21 protein-coding genes and 1 pseudogene are annotated in these 20,672 nt (G+C 31.5%); 16 read left to right on the top strand and 6 right to left on the bottom strand.

What is annotated here, in order from left to right; translation table 11 throughout:
* Positions 1-123: 123 nt before the first annotated feature.
* Positions 124-1,215: a prephenate dehydrogenase gene (locus tag LQ598_RS13100; protein ID WP_107537228.1), complete on the bottom strand. Its 1,092-nt coding sequence runs from the start codon at positions 1,213-1,215 to the stop codon at positions 124-126.
* Positions 1,216-1,328: 113 nt separating this feature from the next.
* Between LQ598_RS13100 and LQ598_RS13095 the strand changes: the two genes are divergently transcribed.
* From LQ598_RS13095 to LQ598_RS13040, 12 genes are all read left to right on the top strand, one after another.
* Positions 1,329-2,375 carry a M42 family metallopeptidase gene (locus LQ598_RS13095; RefSeq protein WP_239745669.1) on the top strand — a complete coding sequence of 349 codons (1,047 nt, stop codon included), beginning with the start codon at positions 1,329-1,331 and terminating at the stop codon, positions 2,373-2,375.
* Positions 2,376-2,883: 508 nt separating this feature from the next.
* A complete protein-coding gene (locus LQ598_RS13090; protein WP_107559384.1) occupies positions 2,884-4,287 on the top strand; it encodes an anthranilate synthase component I in 1,404 nt (467 codons plus the stop codon).
* Positions 4,284-4,880 (top strand): anthranilate synthase component II, encoded by a 597-nt coding sequence (locus LQ598_RS13085; protein WP_016911474.1) that lies wholly within the window; start codon positions 4,284-4,286, stop codon positions 4,878-4,880. The genes LQ598_RS13090 and LQ598_RS13085 overlap by 4 nt, the downstream gene beginning before the upstream one ends.
* Complete coding sequence (gene trpD / locus LQ598_RS13080) at positions 4,846-5,862, top strand: anthranilate phosphoribosyltransferase (protein WP_107537169.1); 1,017 nt, start codon at positions 4,846-4,848, stop codon at positions 5,860-5,862. Before LQ598_RS13085 ends, trpD begins: the two co-directional genes overlap by 35 nt.
* Positions 5,846-6,640, top strand: a complete 795-nt coding sequence (gene trpC / locus LQ598_RS13075) for an indole-3-glycerol phosphate synthase TrpC (RefSeq protein ID WP_239745668.1) — start codon at positions 5,846-5,848, stop codon at positions 6,638-6,640. The genes trpD and trpC overlap by 17 nt, the downstream gene beginning before the upstream one ends.
* Positions 6,630-7,247, top strand: coding sequence for a phosphoribosylanthranilate isomerase (locus tag LQ598_RS13070; RefSeq protein ID WP_107537171.1), 618 nt, complete (start codon positions 6,630-6,632; stop codon positions 7,245-7,247). The genes trpC and LQ598_RS13070 overlap by 11 nt, the downstream gene beginning before the upstream one ends.
* Positions 7,248-7,252: 5 nt before the next feature.
* Positions 7,253-8,473, top strand: coding sequence for a tryptophan synthase subunit beta (trpB, locus tag LQ598_RS13065; protein WP_107537172.1), 1,221 nt, complete (start codon positions 7,253-7,255; stop codon positions 8,471-8,473).
* A complete protein-coding gene (trpA, locus tag LQ598_RS13060; protein WP_107537173.1) occupies positions 8,466-9,197 on the top strand; it encodes a tryptophan synthase subunit alpha in 732 nt (243 codons plus the stop codon). Before trpB ends, trpA begins: the two co-directional genes overlap by 8 nt.
* An 80-nt stretch (positions 9,198-9,277) precedes the next feature.
* On the top strand, positions 9,278-9,937 hold the full coding sequence (locus LQ598_RS13055; RefSeq protein WP_016911468.1) for a type 1 glutamine amidotransferase domain-containing protein: 660 nt from the start codon (positions 9,278-9,280) through the stop codon (positions 9,935-9,937).
* Positions 9,938-10,081: 144 nt separating this feature from the next.
* Positions 10,082-11,335 carry an aminoacyltransferase gene (locus tag LQ598_RS13050; protein ID WP_107537174.1) on the top strand — a complete coding sequence of 418 codons (1,254 nt, stop codon included), beginning with the start codon at positions 10,082-10,084 and terminating at the stop codon, positions 11,333-11,335.
* 32 nt (positions 11,336-11,367) lie between these two features.
* Positions 11,368-12,627, top strand: a complete 1,260-nt coding sequence (locus LQ598_RS13045; protein WP_016911466.1) for an aminoacyltransferase — start codon at positions 11,368-11,370, stop codon at positions 12,625-12,627.
* A gap of 329 nt (positions 12,628-12,956) precedes the next feature.
* Positions 12,957-13,118 (top strand): hypothetical protein, encoded by a 162-nt coding sequence (locus tag LQ598_RS13040; protein WP_158262599.1) that lies wholly within the window; start codon positions 12,957-12,959, stop codon positions 13,116-13,118.
* Between the two features lie 41 nt (positions 13,119-13,159).
* Here the strand turns inward: LQ598_RS13040 and LQ598_RS13035 are convergent, their stop codons facing one another.
* Entirely contained in the window at positions 13,160-14,053 is an 894-nt protein-coding gene (locus LQ598_RS13035) for a LysR family transcriptional regulator (RefSeq protein ID WP_107537420.1), read from the bottom strand.
* A gap of 139 nt (positions 14,054-14,192) precedes the next feature.
* Between LQ598_RS13035 and LQ598_RS13030 the strand changes: the two genes are divergently transcribed.
* Positions 14,193-15,359, top strand: coding sequence for an MFS transporter (locus tag LQ598_RS13030; RefSeq protein ID WP_107537421.1), 1,167 nt, complete (start codon positions 14,193-14,195; stop codon positions 15,357-15,359).
* A gap of 260 nt (positions 15,360-15,619) precedes the next feature.
* Here the strand turns inward: LQ598_RS13030 and LQ598_RS13855 are convergent, their stop codons facing one another.
* Positions 15,620-15,742 (bottom strand): hypothetical protein, encoded by a 123-nt coding sequence (locus LQ598_RS13855; protein ID WP_259340124.1) that lies wholly within the window; start codon positions 15,740-15,742, stop codon positions 15,620-15,622.
* Positions 15,743-16,157: 415 nt separating this feature from the next.
* Positions 16,158-16,907, bottom strand: coding sequence for a MerR family transcriptional regulator (locus LQ598_RS13025; RefSeq protein WP_107537512.1), 750 nt, complete (start codon positions 16,905-16,907; stop codon positions 16,158-16,160).
* 143 nt (positions 16,908-17,050) lie between these two features.
* Between LQ598_RS13025 and LQ598_RS13020 the strand changes: the two genes are divergently transcribed.
* A complete protein-coding gene (locus tag LQ598_RS13020) occupies positions 17,051-17,629 on the top strand; it encodes a GNAT family N-acetyltransferase (protein ID WP_119596366.1) in 579 nt (192 codons plus the stop codon).
* 82 nt (positions 17,630-17,711) lie between these two features.
* On the opposite strand, the gene LQ598_RS13015 is transcribed toward LQ598_RS13020, so the two are convergent.
* On the bottom strand, positions 17,712-18,053 hold the full coding sequence (locus LQ598_RS13015) for a hypothetical protein (RefSeq protein ID WP_107537557.1): 342 nt from the start codon (positions 18,051-18,053) through the stop codon (positions 17,712-17,714).
* A gap of 228 nt (positions 18,054-18,281) precedes the next feature.
* Between LQ598_RS13015 and pepF the strand changes: the two genes are divergently transcribed.
* Positions 18,282-20,078 carry an oligoendopeptidase F gene (gene pepF, locus LQ598_RS13010; protein ID WP_239745666.1) on the top strand — a complete coding sequence of 599 codons (1,797 nt, stop codon included), beginning with the start codon at positions 18,282-18,284 and terminating at the stop codon, positions 20,076-20,078.
* 154 nt (positions 20,079-20,232) lie between these two features.
* Complete coding sequence (locus tag LQ598_RS13915; RefSeq protein ID WP_345773320.1) at positions 20,233-20,604, top strand: DeoR/GlpR family DNA-binding transcription regulator; 372 nt, start codon at positions 20,233-20,235, stop codon at positions 20,602-20,604.
* Here LQ598_RS13915 and LQ598_RS13000 read toward each other — a convergent pair.
* Positions 20,579-20,672: pseudogene (locus LQ598_RS13000) on the bottom strand (transposase); the annotation flags it as partial. The gene LQ598_RS13915 and the pseudogene LQ598_RS13000 overlap by 26 nt on opposite strands.

Raw genomic sequence — 20,672 nt, 5'->3', positions numbered from 1 at the left:
TTAAAAATGGCCGAATCTATAGCATAGCTATGAATTCGACCAAAAATACATTTTTATTATTTAGTTGTCTACTTGACAGGGTGCAGTTCAATCACAGGTTTGGGCTTTGTATTTAATTCATACTTACAATGTATACGTATCGAATGTGTTTAAGGCTTCTATTGCTCTATCTCTATCATTACTTGATTTAAAGCTTAATCTTAAGGCACCCATTATATCTTCTCGGACTTCTAAGATTCGAATATTTGTTATAGAGATATGATTTTGACCTAATATTCTTGTAACTTCACTGATCATACCTGGCTTATCGGGGATATCCACATATAAATCAAATGTTGATGTTAATGCACCTTGTTCTTTTATAGGGAGTTTATCTCTATATGTTTTGGCTGATTGATAAAAATCATGAATTAATGCTGGATTTCCTTCTTGGATCATTTCTTTTGTATGTTCCATTTGTTCTATCCAATTTTCCATTAAAGTGACGAGGTGTTCTCGATTTTCTAATGTGATGTCTCGCCACATATCAGCATTACTACTTGCGATACGTGTAATATCACGGAAACCTCCAGCTGCTAATGTTTTAACATAATCTGAAACTTGAGTATTTTCTTCGTTCATATGAATTAAACTTGAAGCTATAACGTGAGGGAAGTGACTTACTACACCTGTTACGTAGTCATGCTCTTTCGCTGACATTTTAATAAATTTAGCTTTGGTATGTTCTAATAAATGTTTAACTTCACTATAAGCTGCTTCGTTTTCTTTCCTATCAAAAATTAATACATAATAAGCATTTTCAAATAAATGTTTTTTTGAATTGATGACACCAGATTTATGGCTTCCTGCCATAGGGTGACCACCGATTAAATGGATATTTTTATTGAGTAACTTTGATTCTAATGAACTTAAACCTAATTTAGTACTGCCTGTATCTGTAACAATTAAACCTGGTTTCGTATCAATCTCTAATAATCTATTACCGTATTCTATTGATTGTTGTACAGGTGTAGCGAGAATAATTAAGTCTGCGTTACGAGCACTTGAATCAAAGTCGGTAGCGATCTCATCAATCATTTTCATTGATAAAGCGATATCTGAATATTTTTCGAAATAATCGTAACCAGTTATATGTATATTAGGGTGATGAAATTTAATATTTTGAATTAAACTCCCACCAATTAATCCAAGTCCAACTATAAATATGCGTTGCATAAAATCCCTCCATTACTTTAATAGTTTAAAGTAAGTTAGTGTGTGAAAGCAAGTGTTATTGATTTATTTCTTAAAAAGTATAGAATGATAATAAATGTAAAAGGAGTGGAATCATGACAATTAATGTAAATGAAACGATAGAAACCATTAAAGAGCTCGTGCATATTAATAGTCCATCAGGCTTTGCAGATCCAGCAATTGAATACTGTAAAAAAATAGCTGAATCTTTAAATTATGATACGAGTGTAACACATAAAGGCGGATTATTTATTCATGTTCCAGGAAAAAATGATGACCAACAACGTCTTATTACAGCACATGTTGACACTCTCGGAGCAATCGTTAAAGATATTAAACAAGACGGCAGACTAAAATTAGACTTAATCGGTGGATTTAGCTGGAATGCGATTGAAGGGGAGTATTGTACTATTACGACTCAAAGTGGCAAAGAGATTTCAGGTACTATTTGCTTACATGAGACAAGTGTTCATGTTTATAAAAATAATACTGAAATTCCTAGAAATGCTGATCATATGGAAGTGCGCGTTGATGAAAAGACATTTAATGCTGAAGATACTAGAGCGTTAGGTATAGAAATCGGAGATGCAGTAAGCTTTGAACCGAGGTTTGTGCATACGGAATCAGGATTTGTGAAATCACGTCATCTAGACGATAAAGCAAGTGTAGCTATGATTCTGCAATTTTTAAAATATCTTAAAGAAGAAAATATTGAATTGCCACATACAACTCAATTTTATATTTCTAATAATGAGGAAATTGGCTATGGTGCAAATTCAAGTATTTCTGAAAATGTTGTAGAATTTATCGCTTTTGATATGGGTGCATTAGGAGACGGTCAAACTTCAGATGAATACACTGTCTCAATTTGTGTAAAAGATGCTTCAGGACCATATCATGTTGGCTTAAGAAATCATTTTGTTGAATTATGTAAAGAAAATGATATTAAGTATAAATTAGATATTTATCCTTATTATGTTTCAGATGCTTCTGCAGCTTTACATGCTGGTGCTGATATTAGACATGGTCTATTTGGTGCAGGTATTGAATCATCACATGCATTAGAACGTACACATGAAGATTCAATATTGGAAAGTGAAAAATTATTAAGAGCTTATTGTTTATCAAATATTAATAGTTAAAGTGGAATATAAGGGTTGACTTTTAAAATATATTCTCGTATAGTGATATTTAATTAATCCGAAGAAGTTATTCGGAATTTGAAAGATAAGTATCTCGTGATGTTTGTAGCGAATAGAAAGCTAATGGTTGATGAAAATTAGCACGACACACAATGAGAGAAATGGGCTTTCGAATGATAAATTGAATGATTGTTAAAGTGAACATATTGATTAAATGTTAACTAAGGTGGCACCACGGTAACGCGTCCTTACAGAGAGCGTATACTGTGGTGTCTTTTTGTATACAAAATTAAGTGGTCATGAGTATAAATTAAAGATAGTAGCACATAGAAAGTTAGTGGGTGATGCAAACTAACACACTTTAATTTAGAAATGGGGATCATGTCGTAAATAATTGAATATCGAATGAGTGAATAAGTGATAACTTATTAATCAAGGTGGTACCGCGCATAAGCGTCCTGTTACATTAGGATGTTTATGCGCGGTTTTTTTATTAAGGAGGATAACAATGATTATTAAATTCAAAAAATTAAATGCTGATATTACGCCAGAAACTTTAGCTCAAATTAAAAATAAAAAGATGATTTTAGAAAGTGCAAGTACAGATCAAATGAAAGGTAGATTTTCTATAGTTGCATTTGATGCAGTTGGAAAAGTTAAATTATATGATGATTACTTTCAAATACTGATAAATGGTGAAGAACAAATTAAAAAAGAAACACCATATGAATCTTTAGAAACTTTTATAAACGAAATGAAAGTTGAAGATACACCAGAAGCACTTAACCATTTACCTTTTATTTCTGGAATGATTGGATATTGTAGCTTCGATTTAATAAGGTATCAAAATAAATTATTACAGCAAATAGAAGTGAAGTCGGAGATACCTGATGCTTCGTTCAACTTAGTTGAATCTGCTTACATTTTTGACCATTTTAAAGAAGAACTTTTCATTATCACTTCAAATTTATTTAGTGGGAAAAATGAAGAACAAATCGATTCAGAACTCGATAACATGATAAATAATCTAAAAAATGTATCGTTATTTCAAAATAAAATTGAACATCATCAAAGAGGCGCGTTAGAAACTAATATAACTGAAGAAGATTTTATGAATGAAGTTGAACATTATAAATCATTGATCAGTAAAGGTGACATGTTCCAAGTTGTCCCTTCAAGAATTTATAAATATAAACATTATTTTGAACAAGAAAATAGTGAGAATTTAAAACTTCAAATTTATAAAAATTTAAAAAGACAAAATCCAAGTCCTTATATGTACTATATAGACGATGATGACAGAACGATTATTGGATCATCACCAGAAAGCTTTATAAAAAAAGAAGGTGAAGTCATTACAACAAATCCGATAGCTGGTACGAATAAACGTGGACAATCAGAAGAAGAAGATAAACAAAATGAAATCGCGTTATTAGCAGATGAAAAAGAATTAGCAGAGCACCGCATGCTTGTTGATTTAGGTAGAAATGACTTGAATATGATTGCTCAAACGGGTTCCGTATTTATGCCAAAGCTCATGACGATTGAAAGATTTGAACATGTGATGCATATCGTTACAATCGTTGAAGGTAAAATTAAGCCAGAAGTTACACCGCTTCAAATGATAACAGCATTATTACCAGCAGGTACTGTATCTGGTGCACCTAAGACTAGAGCTATCACGAGAATTTATGAAAGTAGAAAACAAAAACGTGGTATTTATGCAGGTGGTGTTGGTTACATTAACTGTAATCATGATTTAGATTTTGCATTAACGATTCGAACGATGGTCGTTGATAAAGAATACGTTAATGTCGAAGCTGGGTGTGGCGTTGTTTATGATTCAGACCCGAAAAAAGAATTAAAAGAAACGATGATAAAAGCTAAAAGTTTATTGGAGGTATCGCCATGATATTAGTAATCGATAATTATGATTCATTCACTTATAACTTAGTTGACTTAATTAAACAATTTGAGGAAGTCGTCATTTATCATCCAGATGAAGCGCCTTTAAATTTAGAAATTGATGGTCTCGTCATATCTCCTGGGCCTGGTCATCCAGAAGATACGGATGATTTAAGAAAAATCATCGATGCATATAAAGATAAACCGATTTTAGGAATCTGTTTAGGTGCTCAAGCACTGACGACATACTATGGTGGAAAAGTCATAGTGGGTAAAGAGGTAAAGCATGGCAAAGTTGATCAAATCAATTTGATAGATTCATCTATATTATATGAAGCATGTGAACAGCATTTTAAAATTATGAGATATCACTCATTAATAAGTGACGAAGCAACATTTCCAAGCTGCTTAAAAGTTACTGGAAGAACAATCGATGCCATTCAATCATTTGAACATATAAACAAACCACATTTCGGAATACAGTATCATCCTGAATCATTTGCTTCTGAATATGGTCGTGAAATTATAAAAGCATTTATAAATACTATGACGGAGGGTGCAAACAATGAACACTTTAAAACAACTCATTCAATATCGTAACTTAACACAGCAAGAAATGAAGAACTTTGTAGATCTTATGATGAACGAACAAGTAGATTTTTCATTGAAAGTTGCACATTTGGTTGCTTTAAGTATGAAAGGTGAAACATCAGATGAATTGTCTAATTTAACACAAAGTTTAATTGAGACAACTTATAAAGATAGACCTTATATAGAAAATAGTATTTGTGTTTGTGGTACTGGCGGAGATCATTCAGGTAGTTTTAATATTTCTACAACCGCTTCTTTCGTTGTTGCAGCAGCTGGTTTAAAAGTATTGAAACATGGCAATAAAAGCATCACTTCTAAAACAGGAAGTATTGATATTTTATCAGCTTTAAATATCCATACAACACCTATTAGTGAAGCTACTGAAAGAGTAAACGAAACGCATTTAGCGTTTTTAAGTGCAACAGAAACTTATCCAATCATGAAAATTGTACAGCCAGTTAGAAAAACAATTCCAACACCTACAACATTTAATTTATTAGGTCCAATGATTCATCCATATAAATTAGATTATCAAGTCATGGGTGTGTATGACGAGACTAAACTTTATACAATTGCAGAAGCATTGTATAAACTTGGTCGTAAGCGTGCGATTGTAGTCCATGGTGCAGGTGGCATGGATGAAGCTACACTTTCAGGCGACAATAAAATATATGAAATTTCTCAAGAAAACGGAATTGAAAATTATACGGTCAATGCAAAAGATTATGGCCTTCAAACTGCAAGTAATGATGCTTTAAATGGAGGTACACCTGAAGAAAACAAAGAAATTACATTAAATATTTTAACTGGTCTCGATCAAGGACCTAAAAGAGATGTTGTAGTTTTAAATGCAGCATTAGCATTGTATGTAGGTGATAAAGTAGATACTATTCAAGAAGGAGTTACTTTAGCAGAAGAATTGATCGATCAAAAAGTAGCGTTAAATATATTAGAATCTGTAGGAGGAAAAGTTTATGACAATATTGGATGAAATCGTTGAATATAAAAAACATTTGCTTGATGAAAATTATTATGAACAAAAATTAGAAGCATTAGATAAAGTCGATGTTCAGCATAAAACGTCATTTTTAAGTCGAGTGAAAAATGATCATCAATTAAACATCATTGCAGAATTAAAAGCGAAAAGTCCAACCGTATCCGATATTCCTAAAAGAGATATGGCTACACAAATAAAGCTTTATGAACAACATGGTGCTTCTGCTATATCTATATTAACGGATGAAAAATATTTTGATGGTAGTTATGAACGACTACAAAGTTTAACGACAAAAACAACGTTACCAGTATTATGTAAAGATTTTATAATTGATAAAAGACAAATTGATTTAGCATATCACGTTGGTGCTTCAATCGTATTGTTAATTGTTAATATATTAACGAAAGAGGAACTTAAAAGCTTATACGACTATGCAATCAGTAAAGGTTTAGAAGTTCTTGTTGAAGTTCATGATAAAGCTGAATTAGCTGTTGCACACGAAATTGACGCAGCATTAATTGGTGTGAATAATAGAGATTTAAAACGCTTTGTAACAGATGTAAAACATACAAATGAAATATTAAAGTCGATTAAACCTAGTGTCACATATATATCAGAAAGTGGCATTCGCACATTAGAAGATGTAGAAAGTATTATCGACAGTGGAATAGATGGTGCATTAATTGGTGAATCTCTTATGAAACATCCAAATTTAGAGGTGTTTTTACCAAGTTTAAGATTGAAAAAACAAGGTGACCAACATGTTCATTAAATGTTGTGGTTTCCAAGATGAAGCTACTATAGAAACGGCAGTTCAAAATAAAGCTGATGCTATTGGTTTTATTACTTTTCCTAAAAGTAAACGCTATGTATCTATAGAAGACATTGGGACATTAAGTGAACGTATTCCTAACCATATAGATATTGTAGCAGTGGTTGTGAATTTATCTTTTGCAGAAATTGAAAGATTAGTAGAACAAACATCTATTAATACAATTCAATTTCACGGAGATGAAACAATCGATTTTATTCAACAAATAAAAGGGAAATACCCACATATCAAAATTTATAAAGCTTTGCCAGCTAATGACACATTATTCAACAATATTAAAACGTTTCAAGATGACGTTGATTTGTTTTTAATCGATACACCTTCTAAAAATTATGGAGGGACAGGTAAATCATATGATTGGTCCCTTTTAAATGAAATAAAAGATATTTCTTATTTAATAGCTGGTGGTATCAATGTCGATAAAATTAAGCAAATAGAACAATTGAATTTAAACAACGCTGGCTATGATATATCAAGTGGAATAGAAACGAATGGTCAAAAAGATCATAATAAAATAGAAACATTATTAACATATGTAAAGGGATGATAGCTGTGAATAAGAATATACAATTAGAAGCAGATGATTTAGGTTTCTTCGGTGAATTCGGTGGACAATATGTACCAGAAACATTAATGCCTGCTGTGCAAGAACTCAATGACACATATCAAACATTAAAAGATGATCCAGAATTTCATAAAACGTTAAATGGTTATTTAAAAGACTATGTAGGTAGAGAAACACCATTAACATATGCTAAACGTTATACTGAAGAACTGGGTGGCGCTAAAATTTATTTAAAACGTGAAGATTTAAATCATACTGGCGCACATAAGATAAACAATGCATTAGGACAAGCGCTCATTGCTCAAAAAATGGGTAAACGCAAACTTGTTGCAGAGACAGGTGCTGGTCAACATGGTGTGGCGAGTGCAACTATTGCTGCGCTATTTGATATGGAATTGATTGTATTTATGGGCGAGGAAGATATTGAACGACAAGCTTTAAATGTATTTAGAATGGAATTGTTAGGTGCTAAAGTTGTTCCTGTAACAGATGGACAAGGTACACTGTCTGATGCCGTAAATAAAGCATTACAATATTGGGTATCAAATGTAGAAGATACACATTACTTACTAGGTTCTGCACTTGGACCACATCCGTTCCCTACAATCGTTAGAGACTTACAAAGCGTTATCGGAAAAGAAATTAAACAACAAATTTTAGAAAAAGAATCTCGTTTACCAGACGCTATTGTTGCTTGTATCGGAGGGGGTTCTAATGCTATTGGAACGTTCTATCCATTTGTTAATGATGAAACTGTTAAATTATACGGTGTAGAAGCTGCTGGTGAAGGTGTAGATACATCGAAACATGCACTTGCAATAAATAAAGGGAAACCTGGTGTGTTGCACGGTTCTAGAATGTATTTAATTCAAGATGATAATGGTCAAATTGAACTTGCGCATTCTATTTCAGCTGGGTTAGATTATCCTGGTGTCGGACCAGAACATAGTTATTACAATCAAATAGGTCGAGTAGAGTATCCGAACGCAAGTGATAAAGAAGCAATGGATGCCCTCATTAAATTCACACAATTAGAAGGCATTATACCTGCAATTGAAAGTGCACATGCATTAAGTTATGTTGAGAAATTAGCTCCGACTATGGGTAAAGACGAAATTATAGTTGTGACAGTCTCTGGAAGAGGAGATAAAGATATGGAAACAATAAGAAAATATATGCAAGGTGAGGAGGGGAATCAACATGAATAAACTTTTTATACCTTATATAATGGGGAATAAAGATTTTATAAAATCTGTAAAGTTAATGGATGAACATGGCGCAGATTATATTGAAATTGGTTTGCCATTCTCTGACCCTGTTGCCGATGGTCCAACAATCATGAAAGCAGGACAAGAAGCTATTAAACAAGGTATGTCAGTCAATAAAATTATAGATCAATTGATTCAACATAAAAACGATATCAACACACCTTATTTATTTATGACATACTACAATTTGGTTGATTCATACGGTGTTGAACAATTCATAGAAAGAATTGCTGAAGCAAATGTTTATGGATTAATTATCCCTGATTTACCTTTTGAATTAGGTGAACGTTTTAAAGAGAAGTTAAAGCTTAAAGGTATTAAATTAATTTCATTAATCGCTATGACTTCTAGTGATGAAAGAATTAAAAAAATTGCAGAGCATGCTGAAGGTTTTATTTATACAGTTACGATGAATGCCACTACTGGTGACGGAAGAGGTTTCCATGAAGGCTTAAAAGATAAAATACAATTCATTCAACAACATGCAAATGTGCCGGTCGTTTGTGGTTTCGGTATTAAAACAGTGGAAAATGCTCAAGAAATCAAATCATTTAGTGATGGTGTCGTCATCGGTAGTGAAATTGTTAAACGATTAGAGAATGATGCCACCGAACAAACTGTAGATTATTTAAAATCCATTAGAACAGCACTAGATGAAGATTAACGAAGTATAAACCTTCTCGGAAGAAAAAGACACGCACATCATGTATAATCGACATTAACAAAAGAAAAGGAGTGTTTCTAATGAGTAAAAAAGTTCTCATAGTTGTTACAAATGCATCTCAATTTAAAGATGGTAAACCGACTGGGTTATGGCTAGAAGAAGCAGCAATTCCTTACAAAGTATTCATTAAAAACGGATTAGAAGTAGACTTTGCATCTGTTACAGGTGGTAGTGTACCGATTGATCCTAATTCAACTCAAAATGATGAAACTAAAGAATACCATGATGTGTTAGAAAAATTACAACAAACATACAGTATTAGAGATATCGTATTTGAAAATTATGAAGGCATCTTTTTACCAGGTGGACATGGTACGGTGTTTGATTTTCCAAATAACGCAGACTTAGAAGATATGTTAGCTTATTATAGAAATAATGATAAAGTAATTGGTGCTGTTTGCCATGGTCCTAGTGCGTTTGTAGGCGCAAAACTTCCTGATGGAAATTATTTAGTTAAAGACGTTAAATTAACAGCATTTACAGATAGTGAAGAAAAAGCAATGGATCTTGAAGAAGATGTACCATTCTTACTTCAAACACAATTAGAGCAACAAGGTGCTAGATTTGTGAAAGGTGCTGACTTTGAATCTCATACAGTGACTGATGGGAAATTCGTAACGGGTCAAAATCCTAATTCGAGTCAAGAAGTTGCTGAAAAATTTGTTAATGTCATAAAATAATATGCAATTAAGAGAAAAACCTGCCATTTGGTAGGTTTTTCTTTATGAAATAATGGTATAGTAATGAGTATTGTTTTCGAATAGAGATGAAATATTGTATAATTGTAGCAAATACATAAATATGAGATTGGGAGTATTGTATAAATGAAATTTACAAATTTAACGACAGGTGAATTTGAAGCATTTACTAATAAGATGCCATATACGCATTTCACACAAACTGTAGGGAATTATGAATTAAAAACATCAGAAGGTACTTCGACACATTTAGTAGGTGTTAAAGATGAGCAAGGTGAAGTACAAGCTGCATGTCTATTAACAAGTGTTCCAGTTATGAAAAAATTTAATTACTTTTACTCGAATAGAGGACCAGTAATGGATTATGATCGTAAAGACCTGGTAGACTTTTTCTTCAAAGAAATTGTTACATACTTAAAAGGTTATAATGGTTTGTTCTTTAGAATGGATCCTTACTTGCCATATCAACTAAGAGACCATGACGGTAATATTAAACAATCATTTAATCGTGATGGTTTAATTGATCAATTCGAATCGTTAGGTTATGAACATCAAGGTTTCACAACTGGTTTCCACCCAATTCATCAAATTAGATGGCATTCAGTACTAGATTTAGAAGGCATGGACGAAAAGACACTCATTAAAAATATGGACAGTTTAAGAAAGCGTAATACTAAAAAAGTTCAAAAAAATGGGGTTAAAGTACGTTTCTTATCAGAAGATGAAATGCCTATTTTCCGTCAATTTATGGAAGATACAACTGAGAAAAAAGATTTCCATGATCGTGGAGACGACTTCTACTATAATAGAATAAAGTATTTTGAAAATGTTAAAATACCTTTAGCATATATAGACTTTGAAACTTATATTCCTCAACTGGAAAAAGACCACGAACTATATAACAAAGATATTGCTAAAGCAGAAAAAGATTTAGAAAAGAAACCTGATAACCAAAAGACAATTAACAAAATCGACAATCTGAAACAACAAAGAGAAGCAAATGAAACTAAGCTTGAAGAAGCGCTACAATTAAAAAAAGAGCATGGTGATACGTTACCAATAGCTGCAGGTTTCTTCATTATAAATCCATTTGAAGTTGTATATTATGCAGGTGGATCTTCTAATGAATATCGTCATTTTGCAGGTAGTTATGCTATTCAATGGGAAATGATTAAGTATGCTTTAGAAAATAATATTGATCGTTACAATTTCTATGGCATTAGCGGTGACTTTTCTGAAGAAGCGCCAGATGTAGGTGTTATTAAATTTAAAAAAGGTTATAACGCAGATGTTTACGAATATATTGGAGATTTTGTTAAACCAATTAATAAACCAGCATACAAAGCATATACAACGATAAAAAAAGTTTTAAAAAAATAAATGATTTTCAGTAAGAGAGGAATTTAGATAATATGAAATTTACAGAATTAACGGTTACTGAATATGATGATTTCGTATCTGATAGTCAATACGAAAGTCACTACTTTCAAGTGAAAGAAAACATCAAGACTAGGGAAAATGATGGTTTTCAAGTTGTATTATTAGGTATTAAAGATGAAAATAATCAAGTAGTAGCAGCAAGTTTATTCTCAAAAATACCAACATTAGGTAGTTATGTATATTATTCAAATCGTGGTCCGGTAATGGATTATAGTAATCTAGATTTAGTAGAATATTATTTTAAAGCACTTGAAAAATATTTAAAACAACATCAATGTTTATACGTTAAAGTAGACCCATATTGGATTTACAACATTTATGATAAAGATATTAAACAAATTAAAGAAGACGGTGCCAACGATGAAATTATCAACCTTATTAAGTCATTAGGGTATAATCATCACGGCTTTACAACAAAATACGATCCTTCAAGCCAAGTAAGATGGATGGGCGTATTAAACTTAAAAGATAAAACGCTAGCTGAAGTTAAAAAAGGCTTTGATAGTCAACGTAAACGTAATGTTAATAAAGCGCATAATTACGGAGTTAAAGTGCGTTTCCTTGAAAGAGATGAACTAGATATATTCTTTAAACTGTATAGAGAAACAGAAGAAAGAGCAGGATTCATTTCAAAAACAGATGAATACTTCTTAAACTTTATCGATACATATGGTTCTAAAGCACTTGTACCTTTAGCATATATCGATTTAAACGAATATATTAAGACAACACAAGAAAGCTTAAATGACTTAGAAACAAGACGCGATCAAATGATGGCAAAAGAAAATAAATCAGAAAAACAACTTAAAAAAATAGCTGAAACTGATAGACAAATTGATCATGCACAAAAAGAATTACTAGAAACAAGTGAACTGATTAAAACTGACGGTGAAGTATTAAACTTAGCAGCAGGTGTATTCTTTGAGAATGCATATGAAATTAATTACTTCTCAGGTGGATCTAGTGAAAAATATAATCACTATATGGGACCATATATGATGCATTGGCATATGATTAATTACTGTTTTGAAAATGGTTTTGAAAGATATAACTTCTACGGATTATCTGGAGACTTTACAGAAAACAGTGAAGACTATGGTGTATATCGATTTAAACGAGGATTTGACGTACAAATAGAAGAATTAATTGGTGATTTCTATAAACCAATCAATAAGAAAAAGTACTTCTTATACAATACATTACAAAAAGTAAGATCAAAAATTAAGAAATAGATAGATAAAAAGCTGACATGAATATTTCAGCTTTAGAGTGCTGACAAAGTCTTAGACTTTGTCGGTATTTTTTTATGCGCATGCTTTCCGCGGGCATGTTCTCAGCCTGTAGTCTTCGAATCATGCTTTTCCCGCAGGAGTCAGCGCTAAAAAAATACCGAATATTAACAAAATATTTTATAATATAAATGAAAGTTTATTCAGTAGTTGATTCTATGTTAAATTTTATTTTTGATACAATATTATAAGAAGCATGAATTTTAAAGTTGTAGTAAGGGGGTATTCCAATTAATAGTAAACAATTATCAACTAAATTTATATCTTCAGGTATGTTTGTAATAATTGGATTTATAGTATTTGGTTTAATTAAGTACTTTATATATCAAGACTATTTTACAGTTTATTTAGTAACTGGTTTAATTATTGGTGTTGTATTAATCATTGTAGGTAAGGTCATTAATCAGTTAAGTGATGAAAAATTTAAACATTAAAATAAAACGCTCATCTGATAAAGATAAATCAGATGAGTGTTTTATTTTTGATTATTATGTTCTATATTTTCTCGAATTTTTTCTAAAAATTTCTTTGCAGCGTTTGAGAAAACTTGGTTTTTCTTCCAAACGATATTTAATCCAGCTGTTAATTGAGGGTTTAACGGTTTAAAACATAGTTGGCTTTTGCCTGAAGTATTGATGAGCTTGTCTATACTTATGACATATCCAAGTCCTGCTTCTGCCATGACCGACGCGTTATAGATTAAATTATATGTTCCAGTAATATTTAAATTTTGAATATGTGTACCAAACCATCCTGATAGTCCATTATCAACGGTAGTTTGCCGAGAAATCATTAACGGCTTATCTAATAAGTCAGTAGGTTGTATAGATGTTTTGTGAGCTAACGGACTATCATTTCTCATCAAAACACCCCATACATCTTTTGCTGGTAGTTGAATAAATTCATATTTCTGTTTATCTGTAGGCTCAATGACTATACCAAAGTCTAATAAGCCACTTTCTAATTTTTCTGCAATATCTTCAGCGTTACCACTGTATAAATGAAACTGAATAGATGGATAGTCTTTTTTTAAATCTTTTAAAGTGTCGGCTATAAAGCTAATTGCTTCTGTTTCGCCACCGCCTATATAGATTTCACCACTTATTAATGCTTCAGGTTGATTAAAATTCGCTTCAGTTTTGTCTACTAATTCTACGATTTCTTTAGCTTTGGATAGTAAAAATAAACCTTCTTCAGTTAATGTGATTTTTCGGTTTCCTCTTATAAATAAAGCTGTATTTAATGCTTCTTCTAAGTCACTTAATTGTCTAGATAATGTTGGTTGAGTGATGTGTAAAGATTTAGCTGCAGCAGAGATGTTTTGTTCATGCGCAACAGCTATAAAGTAACGAAGTAAACGGATATCCATTTTACAACCTCCTATGCTTATTATGTATACTAAAGCATTCAATATAGGTATTCGACATTTGTATTGTAGCACCTTATGATGGATCTAGAAAGGTTAAGACATAATAGAAAAGTATAGAAAAGAGGTATAACTCAAAGTTATGAAAAACTCTAAAAGTTTACTTATATTTATATTAGCAGTAGGTGTGTTTGGTATTATCAATACTGAAATGGGTATTATTGGTATACTACCAAGTTTGGCAAGTTATTTTGATGTAAGTGTATCAACTGCTGGATTGCTTGTGAGTTTATTCGCACTTGCTATTGCATTTGCAGGTCCTACAATGCCATTAATTTTTTCTAGTATGAATAGAAAGCATGTAATGATACTCGTGTTATCAATTTTCATAATAGGAAATGTGATTTCAGTATTTACAACTCAATTCTCAGTAGCACTAATCGCCCGTGTAATACCAGCATTTTTCCATCCGCTGTATGTAGCGATGGCTTTATCGGTAGCAGGTTCGTCAGTTAGTGAACAAGAAGCACCAAAAGCCATATCCAAAGTCTTTATAGGAGTATCAGCTGGTATGGTCTTAGGTGTGCCTATTGTGAGTTTCATAGCTGAAGCGATATCTATTCAAGCTGCAATGTCATTCTTTGCAATCGTTAATATATTTTCATTAATTGCTACAATATACTTTGTACCGTCCATACCAGTTACGGAAAAGTTAACTTATGGATCACAGTTAAAAATATTAATTAAAGGGGTTACATGGATATCTATTTTAGCTGTGTTGTTTATTAATGCAGCAATATTTGGCGTATATAGTTATTTAGCAGAATACTTAGGAACAGTAACGAATATGCCTAGTAACTTAATCAGTGTCATGCTTCTCATATATGGTATTGCCAATATTGTTGGGAATATAATAGCAGGAAAGTTATTAGCAGATAAACCAATTGTGACAGTAACAGCATTTCCAATCGCGCTCATCGCACTTTATTTAATATTTTATCCATTAGCAGAAATGACAATACCAACTGCAATAATCATTCTGTTTTGGGGTATATTAGCCGGAATAGGCGCAAATATCAATCAATATTGGATCATGTCAGCAGCACCACAAGCACCAGATTTCGCCAATGGATTGTTTTTAACATCAGTTAACTTAGGTACAACAATAGGAACATCAATATCTGGCATAATCATTACAAGTTTAGGCACACAAGAAATTCTATTTGTTGGTGTAATCGCATTGATCGTCAGTATGGTGTTTATAGTAATGAGAAATATGATATATCGCTCAGAAGCTAAAAAAGTTTAAATAAATGCTTTAATAAATTTAAATGCGTATGTAACATAGCAATACAAAACTCTTTACTATATGTGAATGATAGTAAAGAGTTTCTATGATGAATGAGATTGTCTAAGACTATATATAAGTATGGTCATAATCGTAGAGTTAATGTAATGACATAATTAAATGATTAAAGTGCGTATAAATGAACATATCAATTCAAATTTCATAATTAGTTTACATAATATATATTATAGGAAGTTGAGTATATTGTCTTTAGGGGACACCTATTCTAATGTTATACGTTTAATTTGTTGTTCATTATCTATTACATATAAATCTGGATTGTTTAAGTTTTTCCATTCTTCAAAACCAAACTGTTTATCAAAATGATTTAATAATAATGTCATGATGTTTCCATGCGTTACGATTAATGTGTTTTGTTGCGTTGTTATTGAGTTATAGACGCATAATCAATCAATTATTGATTATGCTACTTAAAATGCGGCATTAAATTAGCTGATATATGAATTATTGATTTTACATTCAATTATAAATGATTTAATTGTTTTATAAGTTTTGTCCATTTTACTAACATATATATGTCCATATGAAGTTTAATACAAGCATTAATTGTTTTGCTGCTAATTATCAGGCATTAATTGAGCTTATATATCATATACGGTAGTTATGCAATGTCTAAATACATAGATCATTTCATTAAATCTGAATTTTAGATTATGATAGCTTATCATATATATGAATAAAATTAAACAATGAACAAATCGTAATTAATACGATTTGTTCATTGTGCTTTATCTCTTGTTATGAATGTTTACTAATATAAGCTTTAATTGCTTCGCTAGCAAATTGTGCGGTTCCTTTACCGAATTTATCTATATTTTTAGTGAATCTTTCATCAGCAACATACATTTCTCCAATTCCATCAAAGACTTCTAACGTATATTCATAATCTATATTAGCGTTTAAATAGTCATACCATCTTTGTACGATTGATTGTGCGGCTTCTGATTCTGGTGATGTTTCTCTATATTCAGCAAATGCTCTAAAGATTTCATTCATTTCTTCTTCCTTTGATTTCTTTTCTGTTTCAGACAAATTATGGATACGCTTATTCGCATGTTCCACTGTCTTACCGCCCCACTTTTCACGTGCTTCAGCTTCATATTCATTTTTATTGAAATCGAATCCTATAAATTTTTCTTCTTTAGTCATATTTATTTCTCCTTTCATATGTCTCGTTGTTTGATCTATCGTTTGTATCATTTGATCAATGCGTTTTCTTTTATTCATTAACAGTTTCTTATGCATATGCAATGCTTCTTGTTTATCAAACGATGGATCGTCGAGAATTTCTTTTATCTTTTTTAGAGGAAAATCAAGCTCTTTGAAAAATAAGATTTGTTGAAGTCTATCTAAATTGTCTTCAGAGTAAAGTCTATAGCCAGATTCTGAAATGTTAGATGGATTTAACAAATTAATGTCATCATAATGATGAAGTGTGCGCACACTTATACCTACTATTTTGGCTAGTTCTTTAACAGTCATTTCCATTTACTTAACCTCCTCATATATTCACTATAAAGTCTAACGTAACGTAAGAGTCAACAACAAATATAATTTTTTATTTTTGAAATCATGTCAGATTAATAAGTGGTATAGTATATATAGAATAATAGAAAGACAGGAGTTTTAACATGAACAGAGAACCTCAATATGACTTAACTTTAGAAACATCTCGTTTAATACTTATGGCTGGAGAACAAGTATTAGCATATAAAAAAACGATTAAAGATGAATTACTCCATTCTGCTGGTACATTAAAAGAATGGGTTTCCTTTTTTAATTATAATTTCGATGAATTTAAAGCGATAGATTTTATCAATAAAACAACAGATATGAACTATAACAAGCAAATTTTAAGATATTTTCTTTTTGATAAAGAAACTAAAACATTCGTTGGTTCAATAGTGTTGCAAGATATAGACTTAAGAATACCTTCTTGTGAAATTGGATATTGGACGGTCGTGTCAGCTCAAGGTAAAGGCTACATGACTGAAGCAATTCAATTTGTTACACGCTATTTAATTGAAACACATCAATTTGCAAGGATTGAAGCATATATTGACGTTAAAAACAGTAAAAGTATACAAACAATTGAAAGATGTAATTATGAACGTGAAGGTACATTGAAGAATTCTGATTTAAGTGCCAATCAATCAAAATTAATCAATGAAACATTATATGCCATTACAACACCTATTCATTTTAAATAAGTGTTTCGCATGAACTGAATGAAACCATACATTAAGAAGCCTTAAGATCTCAAAGATCTTAAGGCTTCTTTTGATTTGTATTTTATTTATCACGTCTTTTGAGTTCATTAAATTGGCGTCCATCTTCAATGTCTTCATTTTGAGTATGTTTTGCAGCTTTTCTTCTTTGATTCTTTCTCATTAAATACCATGTAAATAAGCATACGATCAGACTAATGATAGCCATAAAAGCAGCGTATCCTAATAATGGTTCATATGTAATATCATAAAAATTAGGCAATATAAATGCGATTATACCTAATACGATAAATGTCAAAATTGCACTAATTACGTGTTTTTTAAGTATTAATGAAGATAAAACAGAAAAAATAATGACTATTACGAAAGAAATCCATAAATAATTTGGAAAATCGAATATGTTCAAGATGTTCGCCTCCTTTATTCTAGTTGTCTATATCTATACCCTGTTTCTTTTAGTTTAATTATAAATTTAATATTAAATGTATTTATATTATTTAGAAAATGGTTTGTATATATTCAGCGAACACCATTAGATGATAGCTTCTCAATAATATGACGAGACACTTAATTATATGTATAATAAATTATATAAGTTAAATATTTTGAATAAATAATTAAAAAGGGTGATACGATGGGACAAGTATTAAGAAATGAAGTTCCTATTCAGCAAACGTGGGATCTTTCAAGCTTATATCATAATAATGATGCGTTTTATAGTTCATTAAAAGATTTAGTTAGCACTGTAAAGGCTTTTAATGAAAAATATGTGAACCAATTAAATGAAATCTCAACTATAGAATCAGCTTTAAAAGACCAAGCTGACATTATTGTAAGCATTATACATTTAAGTACATATGCGGAATTATTATATTCTACAGACACTTCTGATGATAAGAGCCAAAAAGTAGCGGCTCAATTTTCAACTACTTATGGAAAAGTAGCTGGCCTTCTATCATTTGTTGAATCAGAAATTTTACAGTTAGATGAAGAAGCGTTTAATGCTTTAATTAAGCAATCTGAATATCCTAAATATTTATCATTATTAAAACGTCAAAAAGCGCATACTTTACATCCAGAAGTTGAAAAAACGCTAGCTACGTTCTCACCTACTTTTGGTGCACCGTATGAAATGTATGGTATTACTAAAATGTTAGATATTGAATTCGGCACTTTTGAAGCTCATGGAGAGGAAATTCCTTTAGATTATGTGTCCTTTGAAGGTGATTATGAAGTTGATTCAAACACTGAAGTGAGAAGAAATGCTTTCAAGAAATTTAATGAAGCATTACGTCGTTATGAAAACACGACTGCAGCAATATACAATACGCATGTTCAAAAGGAAAAAATAGAATCTGAATTACGTGGTTATGATTCTGTAATAGATTTCTTATTAGAGCCTCAAGATGTAACGAGAGAAATGTATGATCGACAAATTGATGTTATTTCTGAAGAATTAGCGCCCCATATGCGAAGATATGCCCAATTACTAAAGCGTACTAATCAATTGGATACGTTGAAATTTGAAGACTTACGTATACCTTTAGATCCTACGTATGAACCAGATGTTTCTATTGAAGGTTCTAAAGCGTATATTAAGGATGCTTTGAGTGTTCTTGGAGAAGATTATATGGAAATGGTTAATGACAGCTATGATAAACGCTGGATAGATTTCCCTCAAAATAAAGGAAAACAAACGGGTGCTTATTGTGCTAGTCCATATGGCGTCAATCCATTTATTTTTATTTCGTGGACGAGTAAAATGACAGAAGTATTTGTATTGGCTCATGAATTAGGACATGCAGGACATTTTAATTTGGCAAATGCTCATCAAAATGTCTATGAAACTGATTGCTCAATGTACTTTGTAGAAGCGCCATCTACAATGAATGAAATGCTGATGGCCAATAGCTTGTTGAAAAAATCAGATGATCCTAAATTTAAGAGCTGGGTAATTAGTTCTATTATTTCTAGAACATATTATCATAATATGGTAACGCATTTACTAGAAGCTAAATACCAAAGAGAAGTATATAGACGTGTCGATAATGGTGAAGCTTTAACTGCCCCACTTCTCAATGAAATTAAGAAACAAGTGATTTCTGACTTTTGGGGAGACGATGTTGAGATCACTGAAGGTGCTGAATTAACTTGGATGCGCCAACCACACTACTATATGGGCTTATACCCTTACACATATTCTGCAGGACTGACGATTGGTACAGCGATGAGCCAAAGAATTGAAAAAGAAGGCCAACCTGCAGTTGAAGATTGGTTAAATGTCTTGAAATCTGGTGGCTCAAAATCACCAGTTGAACTTGCAGAATTAGCAGGCATCGATATCACGACTGATAAGCCTCTAAAAGAAACAATCGCCTATATTGGTAGTTTAATCGATCAACTTGAACAATTAACTGATGAAATCGAATAAATTTAATGATTATTGAAGCAAATAAAGGGTTTATCCGTTATATAAAATGGATAAACCCTTTTTCTATATTGTGCTTACTATATAAACATGTGTGCTACAATATAAGCAAACAAATTCGAACTTATAAAAAGTGTTATGACTAGGAGGACGAATCGTGAAACTAAAAGTTGATAGGCACAGATTCATTATGGATGAACTAAACCGCGAGCTATCTGTTAAAGTGTCTGCCCTTTCTGAAAAAATGAGTGTTGCTGAAATGACTATTCGAAGAGATTTACAAGAATTAGAGAATGAAGGCTTGCTAAATAGAATCCATGGTGGCGCAAAATTGAAAGAAGAACGTTTATATAGTGAGAAATCTCATAAAGAAAAACAAACTATCAATGTGTCCAATAAATTAAAAATTGCCAAAAAATGTGGAGATTTAATAAATAATGAAGATATCATCTTTATTGGTTCAGGCTCAACAAACGAACTGATATATGATTTTATTAAAGACAAGAATTTAACTGTTTATTTGATTTGAATCGAGATATATCTCCAAGCTCACCGATTATCATGGCTGCAGTTAGATCTCCAATTCCTGGTATAGAA

The sequence above is a fragment of the Mammaliicoccus sp. F-M27 genome (genome assembly GCF_022387115.1).
Taxonomy (GTDB): domain Bacteria; phylum Bacillota; class Bacilli; order Staphylococcales; family Staphylococcaceae; genus Mammaliicoccus; species Mammaliicoccus vitulinus.
The sequence above is the reverse complement of the archived record's forward strand: the minus strand, read 5'-3'. Positions and strand labels throughout refer to the sequence as shown.